Source organism: Nocardiopsis ansamitocini, assembly GCF_030268225.1.
Taxonomy (GTDB): Bacteria; Actinomycetota; Actinomycetes; order Streptosporangiales; family Streptosporangiaceae; genus Nocardiopsis_D; species Nocardiopsis_D ansamitocini.
The window spans coordinates 63,990-77,342 of sequence record NZ_BSQG01000004.1 but is presented as its reverse complement, the minus strand read 5'-3'; the positions used below and the strand labels follow the sequence as shown (position 1 = coordinate 77,342).

14 protein-coding genes are annotated in these 13,353 nt (G+C 69.2%); 7 read left to right on the top strand and 7 right to left on the bottom strand.

Annotation, left to right across the window (positions count from 1 at the left end; translation table 11 throughout):
* Window positions 1-21 precede the first annotated feature (21 nt).
* Both QSJ59_RS12715 and def read right to left on the bottom strand, forming a co-directional pair.
* Window positions 22-411: a VOC family protein gene (locus tag QSJ59_RS12715; protein ID WP_285759690.1), complete on the bottom strand. Its 390-nt coding sequence runs from the start codon at window positions 409-411 to the stop codon at window positions 22-24.
* Window positions 412-464: 53 nt separating this feature from the next.
* A complete protein-coding gene (gene def, locus QSJ59_RS12710; RefSeq protein WP_285759688.1) occupies window positions 465-1,133 on the bottom strand; it encodes a peptide deformylase in 669 nt (222 codons plus the stop codon).
* 449 nt (window positions 1,134-1,582) lie between these two features.
* On the opposite strand from def, the gene QSJ59_RS12705 reads away from it, so the two are divergent.
* From QSJ59_RS12705 to QSJ59_RS12680, 6 genes are all read left to right on the top strand, one after another.
* Window positions 1,583-2,242 (top strand): GntR family transcriptional regulator, encoded by a 660-nt coding sequence (locus QSJ59_RS12705; protein WP_285759686.1) that lies wholly within the window; start codon window positions 1,583-1,585, stop codon window positions 2,240-2,242.
* A gap of 208 nt (window positions 2,243-2,450) precedes the next feature.
* The gene (locus QSJ59_RS12700; protein ID WP_285759684.1) at window positions 2,451-3,428 is read left to right on the top strand and encodes a tripartite tricarboxylate transporter substrate binding protein; all 978 of its coding nucleotides are present in this window, start codon (window positions 2,451-2,453) and stop codon (window positions 3,426-3,428) included.
* Between the two features lie 5 nt (window positions 3,429-3,433).
* A complete protein-coding gene (locus QSJ59_RS12695) occupies window positions 3,434-3,934 on the top strand; it encodes a tripartite tricarboxylate transporter TctB family protein (RefSeq protein ID WP_285759682.1) in 501 nt (166 codons plus the stop codon).
* Window positions 3,931-5,457, top strand: a complete 1,527-nt coding sequence (locus tag QSJ59_RS12690) for a tripartite tricarboxylate transporter permease (protein ID WP_285759680.1) — start codon at window positions 3,931-3,933, stop codon at window positions 5,455-5,457. Before QSJ59_RS12695 ends, QSJ59_RS12690 begins: the two co-directional genes overlap by 4 nt.
* A 31-nt stretch (window positions 5,458-5,488) precedes the next feature.
* The gene (locus tag QSJ59_RS12685; RefSeq protein ID WP_285759679.1) at window positions 5,489-6,358 is read left to right on the top strand and encodes a dihydrodipicolinate synthase family protein; all 870 of its coding nucleotides are present in this window, start codon (window positions 5,489-5,491) and stop codon (window positions 6,356-6,358) included.
* 106 nt (window positions 6,359-6,464) lie between these two features.
* The gene (locus tag QSJ59_RS12680; protein ID WP_285759678.1) at window positions 6,465-8,186 is read left to right on the top strand and encodes a dihydroxyacetone kinase family protein; all 1,722 of its coding nucleotides are present in this window, start codon (window positions 6,465-6,467) and stop codon (window positions 8,184-8,186) included.
* Between the two features lie 60 nt (window positions 8,187-8,246).
* Here QSJ59_RS12680 and QSJ59_RS12675 read toward each other — a convergent pair whose 3' ends face one another.
* Complete coding sequence (locus QSJ59_RS12675; RefSeq protein ID WP_285759676.1) at window positions 8,247-8,819, bottom strand: response regulator transcription factor; 573 nt, start codon at window positions 8,817-8,819, stop codon at window positions 8,247-8,249.
* Window positions 8,820-9,500: 681 nt separating this feature from the next.
* Between QSJ59_RS12675 and QSJ59_RS12670 the strand changes: the two genes are divergently transcribed.
* Window positions 9,501-10,079 carry a LysE family translocator gene (locus QSJ59_RS12670; RefSeq protein ID WP_432707476.1) on the top strand — a complete coding sequence of 193 codons (579 nt, stop codon included), beginning with the start codon at window positions 9,501-9,503 and terminating at the stop codon, window positions 10,077-10,079.
* Window positions 10,080-10,090: 11 nt separating this feature from the next.
* Here the strand turns inward: QSJ59_RS12670 and QSJ59_RS12665 are convergent, their stop codons facing one another.
* From QSJ59_RS12665 to QSJ59_RS12650, 4 genes are read right to left on the bottom strand one after another with little or no spacing between them, the layout of a single operon-like run.
* A complete protein-coding gene (locus tag QSJ59_RS12665) occupies window positions 10,091-10,564 on the bottom strand; it encodes an aminoacyl-tRNA deacylase (protein WP_285759672.1) in 474 nt (157 codons plus the stop codon).
* An 8-nt stretch (window positions 10,565-10,572) separates the two neighbouring features.
* The gene (locus tag QSJ59_RS12660) at window positions 10,573-11,007 is read right to left on the bottom strand and encodes a MaoC/PaaZ C-terminal domain-containing protein (RefSeq protein ID WP_285759671.1); all 435 of its coding nucleotides are present in this window, start codon (window positions 11,005-11,007) and stop codon (window positions 10,573-10,575) included.
* A gap of 9 nt (window positions 11,008-11,016) precedes the next feature.
* Window positions 11,017-11,970, bottom strand: a complete 954-nt coding sequence (locus QSJ59_RS12655; protein ID WP_285759670.1) for an amidohydrolase family protein — start codon at window positions 11,968-11,970, stop codon at window positions 11,017-11,019.
* Window positions 11,963-13,342 (bottom strand): TrpB-like pyridoxal phosphate-dependent enzyme, encoded by a 1,380-nt coding sequence (locus QSJ59_RS12650; RefSeq protein ID WP_285759668.1) that lies wholly within the window; start codon window positions 13,340-13,342, stop codon window positions 11,963-11,965. The genes QSJ59_RS12655 and QSJ59_RS12650 overlap by 8 nt, the downstream gene beginning before the upstream one ends.
* Window positions 13,343-13,353 lie beyond the last annotated feature (11 nt).

The window sequence follows — 13,353 nt, the reverse complement described above, 5'->3', positions numbered from 1 at the left end:
AACGATCCTAGGCGGCGCGGGTCAGGGCCGGTAACGCATGGGGTGGTCGTCGGGGACCTCCACCACGCAGATGGGAAGTCCGTCGGGGTCGGAGGTCCACATCTCGACGAGGCCCCAGGGCTCACGTTTGGGTTCGCCGGTGATGGGCGCGCCGCGCTCGGCGAGTTCCGCACGGGCCCGGGCGATGTCGGGGACCTGTAGCCACAGCCGGGTGGGCCAGTCCTGGGGGAGCTGCTGTCCGCTTCCCGACAGCTCCAGGAACCCCCCGCCCAGGAAGAACACCGTTCCCCGGTGCTCAGCGGGCCCGAACTCCCGGTAGACGGCGAGGCCCAGGACGTCACGGTAGAAGTCCCTGCTGCGCTGGAGGTCGCTGGGGCGCAGCAGGATGCGGCTGCTGAGGACGTTGACCATGGCAGCGACCCTACGCGGATGGGCGTGCCGCACGCGCGCGGCACGCCCGCCGGTCACTCGGTGAACGTCAGGGCCTCGGCGTTCTCGGCACGCCGCTCCATGACGTGGTCGCGCATGTCGTTCATGGTCTTGAGGACCTTCTTGCGTTCACGGGTGGAGAGCCGGTCGATGTAGAGGCGCCCCAGGGTGTGGTCGGTCTCGTGTTGGAGGCATCGCGCGAAGTAACCGGTTCCCTCAAGGGTCACGGGCGCGCCGTCACGGTCGAAGCCGGTGACCACGGCGCGGGGTGCGCGGGCCAGGTCGGCGTGGGGGCCGGGAACCGACAGGCACCCCTCGGACTCCACGACCAGACCGTCCTCCTCGGTTCCGTGCGTCTGGATCTGGGGGTTGATGACGTGGCCGACGTGACGCACCCCGTCGTCGTCGGGGCAGTCGTAGACGAAGAGCCGCAGGTCGACGTCCACCTGGTTGCCGGCCAGTCCCACACCCTCGGCCACGTACATGGTGCGGAACATGTCGTCGACGAGGGTGTGCAGTTGGGGGGTGCCGAACTCGGTGACCTCGGCGTTTCGGCGGTGCAGGACCTCCTCGCCCACCGCGGTGACGCGCAGGACCTTGCCGCGCGCGGCCTCGGGCGCCCACTCGGGGTAGGAGTCGACGGGTTGGCCCTGGACCCGGACCCGGGTATCGGCTTCGGGTTCGGACACGTGTTGCTCGGCCATTGCTTCGCTCGTCTTTCCAGGTGGCTCGATGGATGCGCGGGCCCGCGCCCGGGCGCTTCGCGGCATCTGCAAGGTACCAGCGGGCGCCGTGTACGCCGGCCAGACGCTCGGTGGTGCACCGCGGCGGTGTTGGCTGGTGTGAATCCCCGGCCGGAGCTATCACGATCGATGATCGAAGACCCACTGCGGGACTCCCTGCCGCCCTGCGGCGTGGCGCCCACCACTGCGAACAGGCACGACAGGGCGACCAGTGCTCCTTTCCCCACCCCCACGCCACGGCGCTCACTCTATGGAGTCATTGCAGTTCAAAAGGTTTTTTTCTGGCCGGAACACCCATACGGGCAAGGCGTCCCGCCAGGCGTGGCGCGACCTGGGACACCCGCGGTATTGACACAGGTCACACTGTGGTTCAATCTGGTTAACCGTTAACAGTTAACCGAAAGGTCGCCATGTCGGAGATCCTGCCCATCAAGCAGCGGGCCCTGGGAGACCAGGTCGCCCACGAGCTGCGGCGCATGATCATCACCGGGCGCTACACACGGGGGACCTCTCTGGTCGAGGGCCACCTGGCCGAGCAGTTCAACCTGAGTCGCGGCCCCGTACGCGACGCCATCAAAACGCTCACCGCCGAAGGACTCATCGACACCAACCGGCGCAGTGCCACGGTCGTGGGGCTGAGCGTGCAAGACATCGACGAACTGTTCTCCCTGCGCGAGTCCATGGAACGCCTGGCCCTGGAAATCGCCCTGGACAAGAACCGCCCCGGGCTCACCGCCCGCCTGCAGGAAACCCTGGAGGTCATGCGCACCGCCGCCAAAAACCATGACCCCGAGGCTTTCACCGCCGCTGACCTGGAATTTCACTCCGTCTTCTACAGCACCGCCGAGCATAGGCGACTGGAAGGCGTGTGGGCGCAGTACCGCCCGACCATAGAAATGCTGTTGCTGGCCTCCAACGAACGCTACGAGGACCTACAGCCCTCGGTGGCCGCACACGAACTCCTCGCCGGCCTCATCGGCGCCGCCGACCCCGAACAGGTCTTCGGAGAACTCCACTCCCACCTGGACAACGCACGGCGCCGACTGCGCCAGCGCTACCTGGAGCAATAGCGGCCCCGGGCCGAACCCACCGGCCCACCGCACCATCACTTCCACTTCCCCGGTGTCCGGGGCACATCACGGCGTCAGTGCCGTACACAACCGGCCCGTACGGCCCATCAGGCCCGGCCCGCGCACGAGGCGACCACGACGTCGCCGCACCGCGCACGGCACCCGCCGCGACAACCACACACCTCACCCCACCACCGAAAGGATCACCATGCCCACCACCACCATCCGCGTCACCGGAGGACTCCTCGCCCTGGCGGCCGTGGTCGCCGTCGGCGGCTGCGCCAACCGTGGCGGAACCTCCGAGGACGCCGCCGACTACCCCAGCAAGGACATCACGCTGGTCGTGCCCTACCAGGCCGGCGGAGCCTCCGACCTGGCCGCACGCACACTCGCCTCCCAGATGGAGGACACCCTGGGCCAGTCGATCATCGTGGAGAACCGCACCGGCGGCGCCGGCTCGGTGGGCCTACAGCACCTGGCGGGACGCCCCGCCGACGGCTACACGATCGGCTACCTGCCCGTGGAAACCGTCATGCTGGGCTTCCAGGGCTACGAGGTCGACCCCGCCTCCTACGACCTGATCGGACAGATGGTGTCGGTGCCGGCCACCGTCGCCGTCCCCACCGACAGCCCCTACGAAACGCTCGACGACCTGGTCAAGGCCGCTGAGGAGAACCCCGGGTCCATCACCGTGTCCAACTCCGGGGCCGGCTCCATCTGGGAGGCCGCCACCGACGACCTCGGCGAGAGCACCGGGACCGAGTTCCAGCCCGTGCCCTTCGACGGCGGCGCCCCGGCCGTCACCGCCGCCATCGGCGGTCAGGTCGACGCCGTGATCGCCGGAATCTCCGAGACCTCCCCGGCCCAGGCCGACGGACGCCTGCGCGTCCTGGCCATCTTCGACGACCAGCCCTCGGAATCGCTGCCCGACGTGCAGACCGCCGCCGAGCAGGGCGTGGACGTCGTCATCGGTGGCTGGGGCGGGATCGGTGCCCCCCAGGGCCTGCCCGAAGAAGTCAAGGCGTCGCTGGAAGAGGCGTTCGCCGCCGCCGCGGGCTCCGAGGAGTTCACCACCATCATCACCGACTCGGGCAACATCCCCGTGAACGTGCCCGCAGCCGAGTACGCCGAGTTCGTGGAGTCCGAGACCGACCGCTTCGAGCAGCTGCTCTCCGACGGGTCCTGATCACGATGTCCACCGCACCGATCCCCGGCACCGGGGAAGGGTCCGCGCCGGAGGCGGCGCGGACCCCCTCTCGGCTCCGTGAACTCGTCCCGGCCCTGGCCGGGCTCGCCGTGGGCGCCGCCGCCCTCGTTCTGAGCATGCAGATTCCCGAGGGGAACCGGCTCACCCAGTTCAGCCCGCGCTGGTGGCCCGAGGGCCTGGCACTGCTCCTGATGGGCTTGAGCCTGCTGCACGCCGGCCTGTCCTGGGCACGTCCGCGCGCCCTCGAAGCCCCCGAAGAGGCCACCCGCGCCGGAGCCGTTCGGCTGGTGGCGATCCTGGCGGCCATCCTGGGCTACGGAGTGCTCTGGTACTTCGTGGACTTCCGGGTGTCCACCGCCGTGCTGTTCGCGGGCCTGACCTACATCGGTGGCGGCCGCGGCTGGAAGGCGCTCCTGATCTTCCCCGTGATCACCACCGCGGTCCTGTACCTCCTGTTCGGCGTCCTTTTGAGAGTTCCGCTATGAGCCCGCTCATCGAAGGGTTCGGCGCACTGCTGGACCCCACCGTCGCACTGTGCATCGCCGCCGGAGCGGTCCTGGGCATGCTCGTGGGAGCCTTCCCCGGCGTGACCGCGACCATGGCCGTGGCCCTGGCCAGCGGATTCACCCTCTCCCTGGACCCCATTCCCGGGCTCGCGGTGCTGCTGACCATCTACGTGGCCGCCAACTTCGGCGACCGCGTCCCGGCGATCCTCATCAACACCCCGGGCACCCCGGCCTCCATCGCCACCACCTTCGACGGCTACGCCATGGCCAAACAGGGCCGCGCCGGCCTGGCCCTGACCGCCTCGGCCTTCGCCTCGGCGTGGGGAACCCTGGTGGGCATCGCCCTGCTGATGGTGGCGGCCATCCCGCTGTCGCAGCTGGCACTGAACTTCGGCCCCGCCGAGATGTTCGCCCTCGTGGTGTTCGGCCTGACCATGATGATCGGCGTGTCCGGCGGCAAGATCACCAAGGGCCTCATGGCCGGTGTCCTGGGGCTGCTGCTCGGCGCGGTGGGCCGCGACCCCATCACCGGTGTCGCCCGCTTCACCTTCGGCGTCCCCGAACTCTCCGAGGGCATCCCCTTCATCGCCGCCATCATCGGCCTCTTCGGTATCGCCGAGGTCCTGGACCAGATCCTCACCCACCGGCGCTCCGGCGTCACCCCCATCACCCAGTTCGGCAAATGGCTGCCCACCCGCAAGGACTGGCGCACCATGCTCAAGCCACTGGCCGTGGGCAGCGGTGTGGGCGGTGTGGTCGGCGTGGTCCCGGCCACCGGAGGCGACATCGCCGGAATCCTGGGATGGGACCAGGCCCGACGCGCCTCCAAGACGCCCGAGGAGTTCGGCAAGGGCTCCCTGGAAGGCATCACCGCCGCCGACACCTCCTCCAACGCCACCCTGGGCGGTTCGGTCACCACCACCCTGGCCCTGGGTATTCCCGGTGACTCCGTCATGGCCGTCATGATCGGCTCCATGGTGGTGTGGGGCATCCAGCCCGGCCCCTCGCTGTTCGCCAACCAACCGGACCTGGTCTACAGCATCGCCGGCATCATGCTCATCGCCACCGTGCTGACCCTTGGCATCAGCCTGTTGCGCATGCGCGGCGTGGTGAAGCTGCTGGACCTGCCGCGCCACTTCCTGTGGGCCGTCATCCTGGTGTTCTGCATGGTGGGCACCTATGCCATCAGCAACAACATCTTCGACGTGGGCATCATGCTCGCCTTCGGCCTCGTGGGCCTGTTCCTGCGGCGCTTCGGCATCCCCGCCGGCCCCGTCGTGCTGGGTCTGATCCTGGGCAAACTCGCCGAGGGCAACCTACGCCGCTCCCTGGAGATCGGTGGAGTCTCCAACATCCTGACCAGCCCACTGGCCATGACCATCCTCACCATCAGCGTGCTGGCCCTGGTCGTGCCCCCGCTGCGCGAGTCCTGGAAGCGCCGCCGTGCCCGCACCCGCGCCACACAGCCCGACACGGCCGACCGCGACACCCTCACCCCCTAGAACCGTCATCCGTCCCACCCGAAAGAGAGCCATGCCCACCCAAGCGCAGGTCATCACCGCGGCCCCGACCCCCTTCACCCACGACGAGCGCCTCGACCGCGAAGGCGTGCAGACCCTGCTGGAGTCCATCAACGCCCGCGGTGCCGACGCCGTCTTCGCCGCCGGGACCACCGGAGAGTTCACCGCGTTGGAGGACGAGGAACGTTTGGACGTCCTCACCATCGCCCTGGAAGTCTTCGGCCCCGAACGCACCTACGCCCACGTGGGCGCGGCCACCCCGCGCCAGGCCGAGCAGTTGACCCGCACCATCACCGGTGCCGGCGCCCAGCGCCTGGCCGCCATCACCCCGTTCTTCCTGCCCGCGCCCATCGACGCGGTCGCGCGCTACTACGAGCGCATCGTGGCCGCCGCGGGCGGCGCCCAGGTGTTCGCCTACCTCTTCCAGCTGCGCTCCACCACGCCGGTCACCCCTGACCAGCTGCAAAAACTCGCCGACGTGGGTGTGGCGGGCGTGAAGATCAGCGGGGAGAGCGACGCCTCGGTCTCGGCGTTCCTGGCCGCCGCCCCCGCCGACTTCACCATCATCTCCGGCAACGACATCGCCTTCGCCGAACTCATCCACTCCGGCGGCACCGGCGTGGTCTCGGGAGTCTCCTCGGTCTTCCCCAAGCCCTTCATCGCCCTGCGCGACGCCCTGCGCGACGGCGACGCAGAAGCCGCGCGCGCGGCCCAGCCCCAGGTGGAGCGCGCGGTGGCCGCCGTCAAGGGCGGCAGCATCGCCCACCTCAAGGCCGGACTGGAGGTGCAGGGCCTGCCCGCGGGCCCGGTGCGCGTCAGCTGCGAACCCGTCAGCGCACACGACCTGCAGATCCTCAAGGACACCGCCCACGAACTGGGCTGACCTTTCCCAGACCGGGCCGCCGCGCATCTGCGGAGGGCGCACGCGCGCGGCGGCCCCCCTTTTGACCCGCGCGACCATCACGCGAGCAGGAAGCGAGCTGAACCCCGTGGCATGGAAGAAGATCATCAACCGGCCCGACGACTTCGTCGACGAGTTGACCGAGGCGCTGCTGCTGGCCCACCCCGACCGGCTGGCCCCCGCCTCGACCGACCGCCGCGCCCTGGTGCGCGCGGACGCCCCCCTGCCCGGCAAGGTCGCCATCGTCACCGGCGGCGGATCGGGGCACCTGCCGCTGTTCCTGGGATACGTGGGCCACGGCCTGGCCACCGGGGTGGCCGTGGGCAACGTGTTCTCCTCGCCTTCGGCCCAGCAGGTCGCGGCCGCCACCCGCGCCTCCCACGGCGGTGCGGGCGTGCTCTACCTGTACGGCAACTACGGCGGCGACATCTACAACTTCGACCTGGCCGCCGACATGGTCGCCCCTGAGGGCATCGCCACCGCCACCGTCCTGGGCACCGACGACATCCTTTCCGCGCCCGCGGGCAAGGAGTCCAGCCGGCGCGGCGTGGCCGGACTGTTCTTCGCCTACAAGACCGCCGGCGCCGCAGCGCAGAACGGCTGCGACCTGGAACAGGTGCGCGCGGTCGCCCAACGCACCGTCGACGCGACCCGCACCATGGGCGTGGGCCTGTCCCCCACCATCCTGCCCGCGGCGGGCGAGGCGACCTTCAGCCTCGACGACGGCGAGATGGAGGTGGGCATCGGCATCCACGGCGAACCCGGAAGCCACCGCGGCCCCCTGGAAAGCGCCGACGAGATCACCGACCGCTTCCTCGCCGAGATCCTCACCGAACTCGACCCCGCTCCCGGCGACCGGGTCGCAGTCCTGGTCAACGGCCTGGGCGCCACCCCGTTGGAGGAGCTCTACCTCATCTACCGCCGCGTCCACCAGGTCCTGGGCCGGCGCGGCGTCCTCATCCACCGCCACTACATCGGCGAGTTCGCCACCAGCCTGGAGATGGCCGGCGCGTCACTGTCGATCGTGCGCCTGGACGAGGAACTCGCCGACCTGCTCGACGCCCCGGCCGCCTCCCCGTTCTTCTCCCAGGGCCAGGTCGCCCCGACCGCATCGTCCGCACCCGAGCCCACCGACGCTCCACTGGCCGCTTCGCCGACGCCGGCGACCGCCCCGCCGGTGCGCCGCACCGGTACTCCCAGCCGGCTGCGCGCCGCCCTGCTGGAAATCCTCACCCACCTGCCCGCCCACGCCGAGGAGTTGCGTGCCCTGGACGCCGCCCTGGGCGACGGCGACCTGGGCATCACGGTGTCCGCCGGCGCCGAGGCGGTGCGCTCCATCCTGCTGGAGCTCCCCGAGGACGCCCACGCGGCCGACATCCTCACCGTGAGCGGTACCGCCTTCGCCTCGGCCAACCCCTCGACGTTCGCCGCCCTGGTGGGATCGGGTCTGATGGCCGCGGGCGCCGAGACCACCGACGGCGACGTCGACGTGGCCGGCGCGGCGCGCATCACCGATGCGGTGACCCGACGCATCCAGGAGCGCGGCGGCGCACAACCCGGCGACAAGACGCTGGTGGACGTACTGCTCCCGGTGCACCAGGCCCTGGCCGGTGCGTCGGACACGCTCACCCCCGCCCAGGCTGCCGCGCTGGCTGCCGACACCGCACAGCGCGCCGTGACCGACACCGCACACCTGGCGTCCGCACGCGGGCGCGCGGCCTGGGTGGGCCAGCGCAGCGTCGGCGAACGCGACCCAGGGTCGGTGGCCGTGCTGCGCTTCATCGAAACGGTGCGCACCCACCTGTCCTGATCCCCTTTCGTCCGTGGTGGCCTCTGGGAGGAGGCCACCACGCAAACAGGACGGGGCGCGTCAAAAAATCTTGTTCTCGTGCGCGTAGACCACCGCACCGGCACGGTTGCGAAGCCCCAGTTTCGCCAGGATGCTGCGCACGTGGGACTTCACGGTGTTCTCACTGATGGAGAGCAACCGCGATATCTCGGCGTTGCTGTGTCCCCGCGCCAAAAGCGAGAACACGTCCGACTCCCGCCGGGTTATCGCATCGATCTCCTTGGCGAACGAACCGCCCCGCGTACCGCTCTCCGCCGCGGAAACGCCCGCGCCCGGTAGACGGATCACGTACCCCGCGGAAAGCACGCGTATCGCGGCGGAGAGCTCCTCCACTCTGATATCGGTGGGCAGTGTCGCGAACTCGCAGCGCAGCCCCTCCCCCCGCAGGCTCTCAGCGGGGTCCAGGAGCACGACGAGCCTGATCGGCGACTCGGCCTGCGCCACGATCGTGTCGACCGCACGCACCGTGTCCTGGCATTCAAAGAGGTGGCCCACGGCGACCACGTCGATGGGGGTGGAGCAGACGTGCTGCCTGAGCTCCTCCAACGACGAGGCACGCCCTGTCACCGACACCCCCGGCGAACCGTCGATCATGCTGTTCAGCCCGATGAACGAAAAATGCCGACTCTCGACAATGAGAACAGAAACTTCACGAGAATCTGTCTCCAAGGGACCCCCAAAGAAAGAAGAAATCTCGCTTTCTGCATTTATGGCGACTGGGGCCGGCCACGGCCCGGCACACCGGAAGCGTAATCGTGGATTTTAACCGCGCCCACTGGACGACACCCTGACCTGGCTGCCAGCTTAACCCTCTGCCGCCTGCCGGGACGGCCGCCGGCAGGCGTCCCCCTCCCCCACGCGCCACCTCCGACATCAAGAGAGGTCCCGTGCCCCGCCGATCGACGGGGCGACGCAATGGCCGGTTTCGGCCCCTCGCCCGATGGACGCACCGACAGCACGCCGCCCGCCCCGGGCACACGAAAATCCAATCGCACACCGTGCCGTTTTCGGGGCCGCGGGCCCGAACAACCATTACGCCTCCCCAGATCTGCGCAATCAATCAACGTCTTCCGGCGGGTTTTCGCCGCACTCCTACCGAATCCCCACCGATGGACACGAATTGCGGACGTCCCCCGCAGTCGCACGGGGCTCGGTATGCTCATTGCCCGGCGCCATGTTTTGCGAATACGGAAGGCCCCTTTCGTGGAAATTGTTCGGGTACTACCGGCATTCCTACTCGCCGTCGTCCTGATTTCGGCGTCTCCGGGGCCCGCCATGGCGTTGATCTTTCGCCGCGCCGCCCTCCAGGGGTTCTGGCCGACCGTGGCCACGGTGGTGGGGCTGGAGTTGGGGATCTACGTGTGGGCGTTGGCCGCAGGAGCCGGACTGGCGGCGCTGGTGGCGGCCTCCGATACCGCCTACCTGGTAATTCAGGTCGCGGGTGCGGGTTTTCTGTTCTACCTGGGGGTGCGTTCGTGGGTGAGCGTTTTCCGCGCCTCCCCCGAACCCGACACCACGCACCCCCCCGACTCCGATCCGCCCCACCCCCGTGGCGCCTGGCGGGCGGCGTTCACCGAAGGCTTCGTCGTCCAGCTGGCCAACCCCAAGGCCGCGGTCTTCATGTTCGCCTTCTACCCGCAGTTCATCGCGCCCTCGCAGCCGTTTCTGCAGACGACCGCGATTTTGGCGCTGGTCCAGGTGCTCGTGGAAACCACGCTGTACCTCGGACTGGCCGCCGGAGTGGCCCGCGCCCGCACATGGTTTCGCCGCCCGGCGATCCGGCGCCGACTCGAGGCCGTCACCGGAACGGTCCTGATCGCGCTGGCGGGACGGGTGCTGCTCAGCGCCCGCTGAGTACCACCCCCTCAGTGCGCGATCTCGGCGAACCGCGCGTCGACGGCGGCCGCCAGGTCCCCGGCCTTTATTTTGATGGTCGCGTCGGCACGACCGCTACCGCAGTAGACGGTGTCCATCCTCTGCACCGCGCTGTCGAACACCACGACGACACCGGGAAGCCGGGTCAATGGGCTGACACCCCCCGGCTCCATACCCAACTCCTGCAAGTCGGCCTCCTCGGCCTGACGCAACAGCGACCGGGAGACGTTCACAGACCGGGCCAGACGCCCGTAGTGGACACGCGACAGGATCGGCAGCGCGGCGAGCACCAGGTGGGAATCAGCGACGCGAAACGCCATCGTCTTAAGCAGCAATTCCGGGGGAAGAGCGAGTTCGCGTTCGATGTCGTCCAATGTCCGGATCGGAACGTGCTCAAAAGCAGAAAAAGGGATCGACTTCGCGGAAAGGATCTCTCCCGGAGTGAGAGCGAAAGAGTGATTCATGACGCTGATCATAGGGCAGGCGATCTTTTTATCAGGCCGTAGAACACAACACGTAGAACGGGAACGGAATTCTCGTCCACCAACTCTCCGCATTGGTGGACGACCCCGCAGTCCGGCCGCGACATCGACGGCTGCACCCCCAGCACCCGCACCCGTCCGCACAGCACCGCCCCCGGGCGCACCGGTGCCAGCCACTGCATCTCCTCCACCCCCGGGGAAACCTCCGCCGCGGTCGCACTCAGCAACGCATCGACGTAGAGCCGCATGAAGATCCCTGCGACATGCCATCCGCTGGCCACCACTCCGCCGTCGACGTCGACGTGTCGGGGCTGGGGGTCGAAGACGGTGGCGAATTCGACGATCTGCTGTTCGGTGACCGCCCACGCCCCCAACCGGTGCACGTCCCCGACACGGAAACACTCGAAGTAACGGACCACGGCCACCCCCATGCCTCAGGACGCAAAACCGGGAAACAGCGTCAAGGCCCCCGCACGTGCCACCTGCTCGGTGCAAAGGCCCGGCTGGGCGATGACGGCCGCGCGCGTTCGCCCCACCACGCTGTCGGGCATGAACGGAAAGTCCGAGCCGAAGAGGATGTGGTCCTGGTCGGTCACCGCACCCAGGCACTCCAACGCCCCCGGCCAGGCCGACTGGGCGACCTCGTAGTAGAACCGGGCCAGTGTGCGACGCACGGAATCAGCGGTGGCGTTCGGGTTGCCCCCCGCCACCCACACCTGGGCCAATTCCAACCGTTCCAGCAGGTAGGGAAGCATCCCCCCGGCGTGGGCCAGGAGAAAACGGATGTGGGGATGGCGCTGCACACTCCCCCGGTAGACCAGGTCCAGCACGCCCCGCGTCGTGCTGACCACGAAGTCCACCAAAGGCGGGGGAATCGCCGCGCCGCCGTTGGCGGCGCACACGCACCCCACTCCCGGGTTGGGGTGGATGAACACCACGGCATGACGACGGTTCAGTTCCGTGAGCACCGGGACGAACTCCGGATCGGCCAGGAGACGGCCACCTGGCAGGGGCGTGCCCACGACGACGCCGTTCATCCCCAGGTCGTCGAAGGCGTGGTCGATCGTCGCGAGAGTGGCGCCCACGTCGGGCAGGGGCAGGCACGCCAGCGCGCAGAACCGCCCCGGGTGATCACCGACCAGTTGGGCCGTCCACTCGTTGGCACGCCGCACCAGTCCGTGGCCGTGGTGGAGAACCGCATCGGGCAGCAGCACCGACAGCACGGCGCCGCCGATCCCCCACCGGTCCATGACCGCCAGGGAGTCGGCGGCCCGCCACTGGGGGACCGGCACCCCCGGCGCCATGGACCGTATTCCACCCGCGGCCAACTCCGCGACCAGGCGCGGATGGTAGGCGTGGTGGTGAACGTCGATCCACCCCTCATCCACCGTGTCGCCCTCCGGCCGGCCGGAGGGCGGGCATGGTGCTCAGCGACGCGTTGATCTGTTCGTCGCTGAGCGCGTAGTCCTCCAACCGGCCCGCCAGGAAGGCGTCGAAGGCCGCCAGGTCGAAATGCCCGTGACCGGAGAGCCCGAAGAGGATGGTCTGGACCTGTCCCGTCTCGCGGGCCACCAGCGCCTCCTCCACTGCGCCTTTGAGCGCGTGCGCCGACTCCGGGGCCATGACGAACCCTTCGGTGCGTGCGAAACGCACCGCTTCGGCGAAGACCTCGTTCTGCTCGAAGGCGCGCGCCTGGACCCGACCGTTCTCGTACAGGTGGCACAGCGCGGGCGCGTCCCCGTGGAAGCGCAGACCACCGGCGTGGATGGGCGGGGGCATGAAGGCACTGCCCAGCGAGCGCATCGGCAGCAGCGGGCCCAGACCGGCGGTGTCGGGGTGGTCGTAACCGAAACGGCCTCGCGTCAACGTCGGGCAGGCCGCGGGTTCGGCGGCCACCAACCGGGGTCCGGGGCCGTTTCGCGCGGGGTCGGGTGCCAGGAAGGGAAACGCCAGCCCGGAGAAGTTGGAGCCGCCGCCCACACATCCCACCACCACGTCGGGGTAGTCCTCGGCTATCTCCAGTTGGCGTTTGGCCTCCAGTCCGATGACGGACTGGTGCAACACGACGTGGTTCATCACCGACCCGAGAGTGAACTTGGTGTCGGGACGCCCCAACGCGTCCTCGACCGCCTCGGAGATGGCCAGCCCCAGACTGCCGGGGGAATCGGGGTCGGCCTCCAGTGCACGGCGTCCGGCCCGGGTCAGTGCCGAGGGCGAGGCCGTGACGGTGGCCCCCCAGGTGTGCATGAGGCTACGCCGGTAGGGTTTGTGCTCGTAGGAGGCTTTGACCATGTAGACGGCCACCTCGATACCGAACAGGGCCCCGGCGAAGGCCAGGGCCGAGCCCCACTGTCCCGCCCCGGTCTCGGTGGTGACGCGCCCTACGCCTTCCCGGGCGGCGTAGTGGAGCTGGGGGACGGCGGTGTTGGCTTTGTGCGAGCCTGCCGGCGACGTCCCCTCGTATTTGAAATAGATCCTGGCGGGGGTGTCCAGGGCTCGTTCCAGACGCTCGGCACGGCACAGCGGGGAGGGGCGCCACATCCGGTAGATGTCGCGGACCTCGTGGGGGATCTCGATCCACCGCTGCGTGCTGAACTCCTGCTCGATGACCTCGCGCCCCAGCAGCGGCTCCAGGTCGGCGGGGGTGAGCGGCGCACCGGTGAGCGGATGGAGATAGGGGGCCAGCGGGGTGGGCAGGTCGGCGAGCACGTTGTACCAGTGGCTCGGGATCTCGTTCTCGTTCAGCAGGAACTTCTTCACCGGTCGGAGTC

Coding starts and splice junctions, on each gene's coding strand:
- QSJ59_RS12665 (WP_285759672.1), bottom strand. CDS start 10,564: ATGAATCACTCTTTCGCTCTCACTCCGGGAGAGATCCTTTCCGCGAAG.
- QSJ59_RS12700 (WP_285759684.1), top strand. CDS start 2,451: ATGCCCACCACCACCATCCGCGTCACCGGAGGACTCCTCGCCCTGGCG.
- QSJ59_RS12670 (WP_432707476.1), top strand. CDS start 9,501: ATGGCGTTGATCTTTCGCCGCGCCGCCCTCCAGGGGTTCTGGCCGACC.
- QSJ59_RS12715 (WP_285759690.1), bottom strand. CDS start 411: ATGGTCAACGTCCTCAGCAGCCGCATCCTGCTGCGCCCCAGCGACCTC.
- QSJ59_RS12690 (WP_285759680.1), top strand. CDS start 3,931: ATGAGCCCGCTCATCGAAGGGTTCGGCGCACTGCTGGACCCCACCGTC.
- def (WP_285759688.1), bottom strand. CDS start 1,133: ATGGCCGAGCAACACGTGTCCGAACCCGAAGCCGATACCCGGGTCCGG.
- QSJ59_RS12675 (WP_285759676.1), bottom strand. CDS start 8,819: ATGATCGACGGTTCGCCGGGGGTGTCGGTGACAGGGCGTGCCTCGTCG.
- QSJ59_RS12685 (WP_285759679.1), top strand. CDS start 5,489: ATGCCCACCCAAGCGCAGGTCATCACCGCGGCCCCGACCCCCTTCACC.
- QSJ59_RS12705 (WP_285759686.1), top strand. CDS start 1,583: ATGTCGGAGATCCTGCCCATCAAGCAGCGGGCCCTGGGAGACCAGGTC.
- QSJ59_RS12695 (WP_285759682.1), top strand. CDS start 3,434: ATGTCCACCGCACCGATCCCCGGCACCGGGGAAGGGTCCGCGCCGGAG.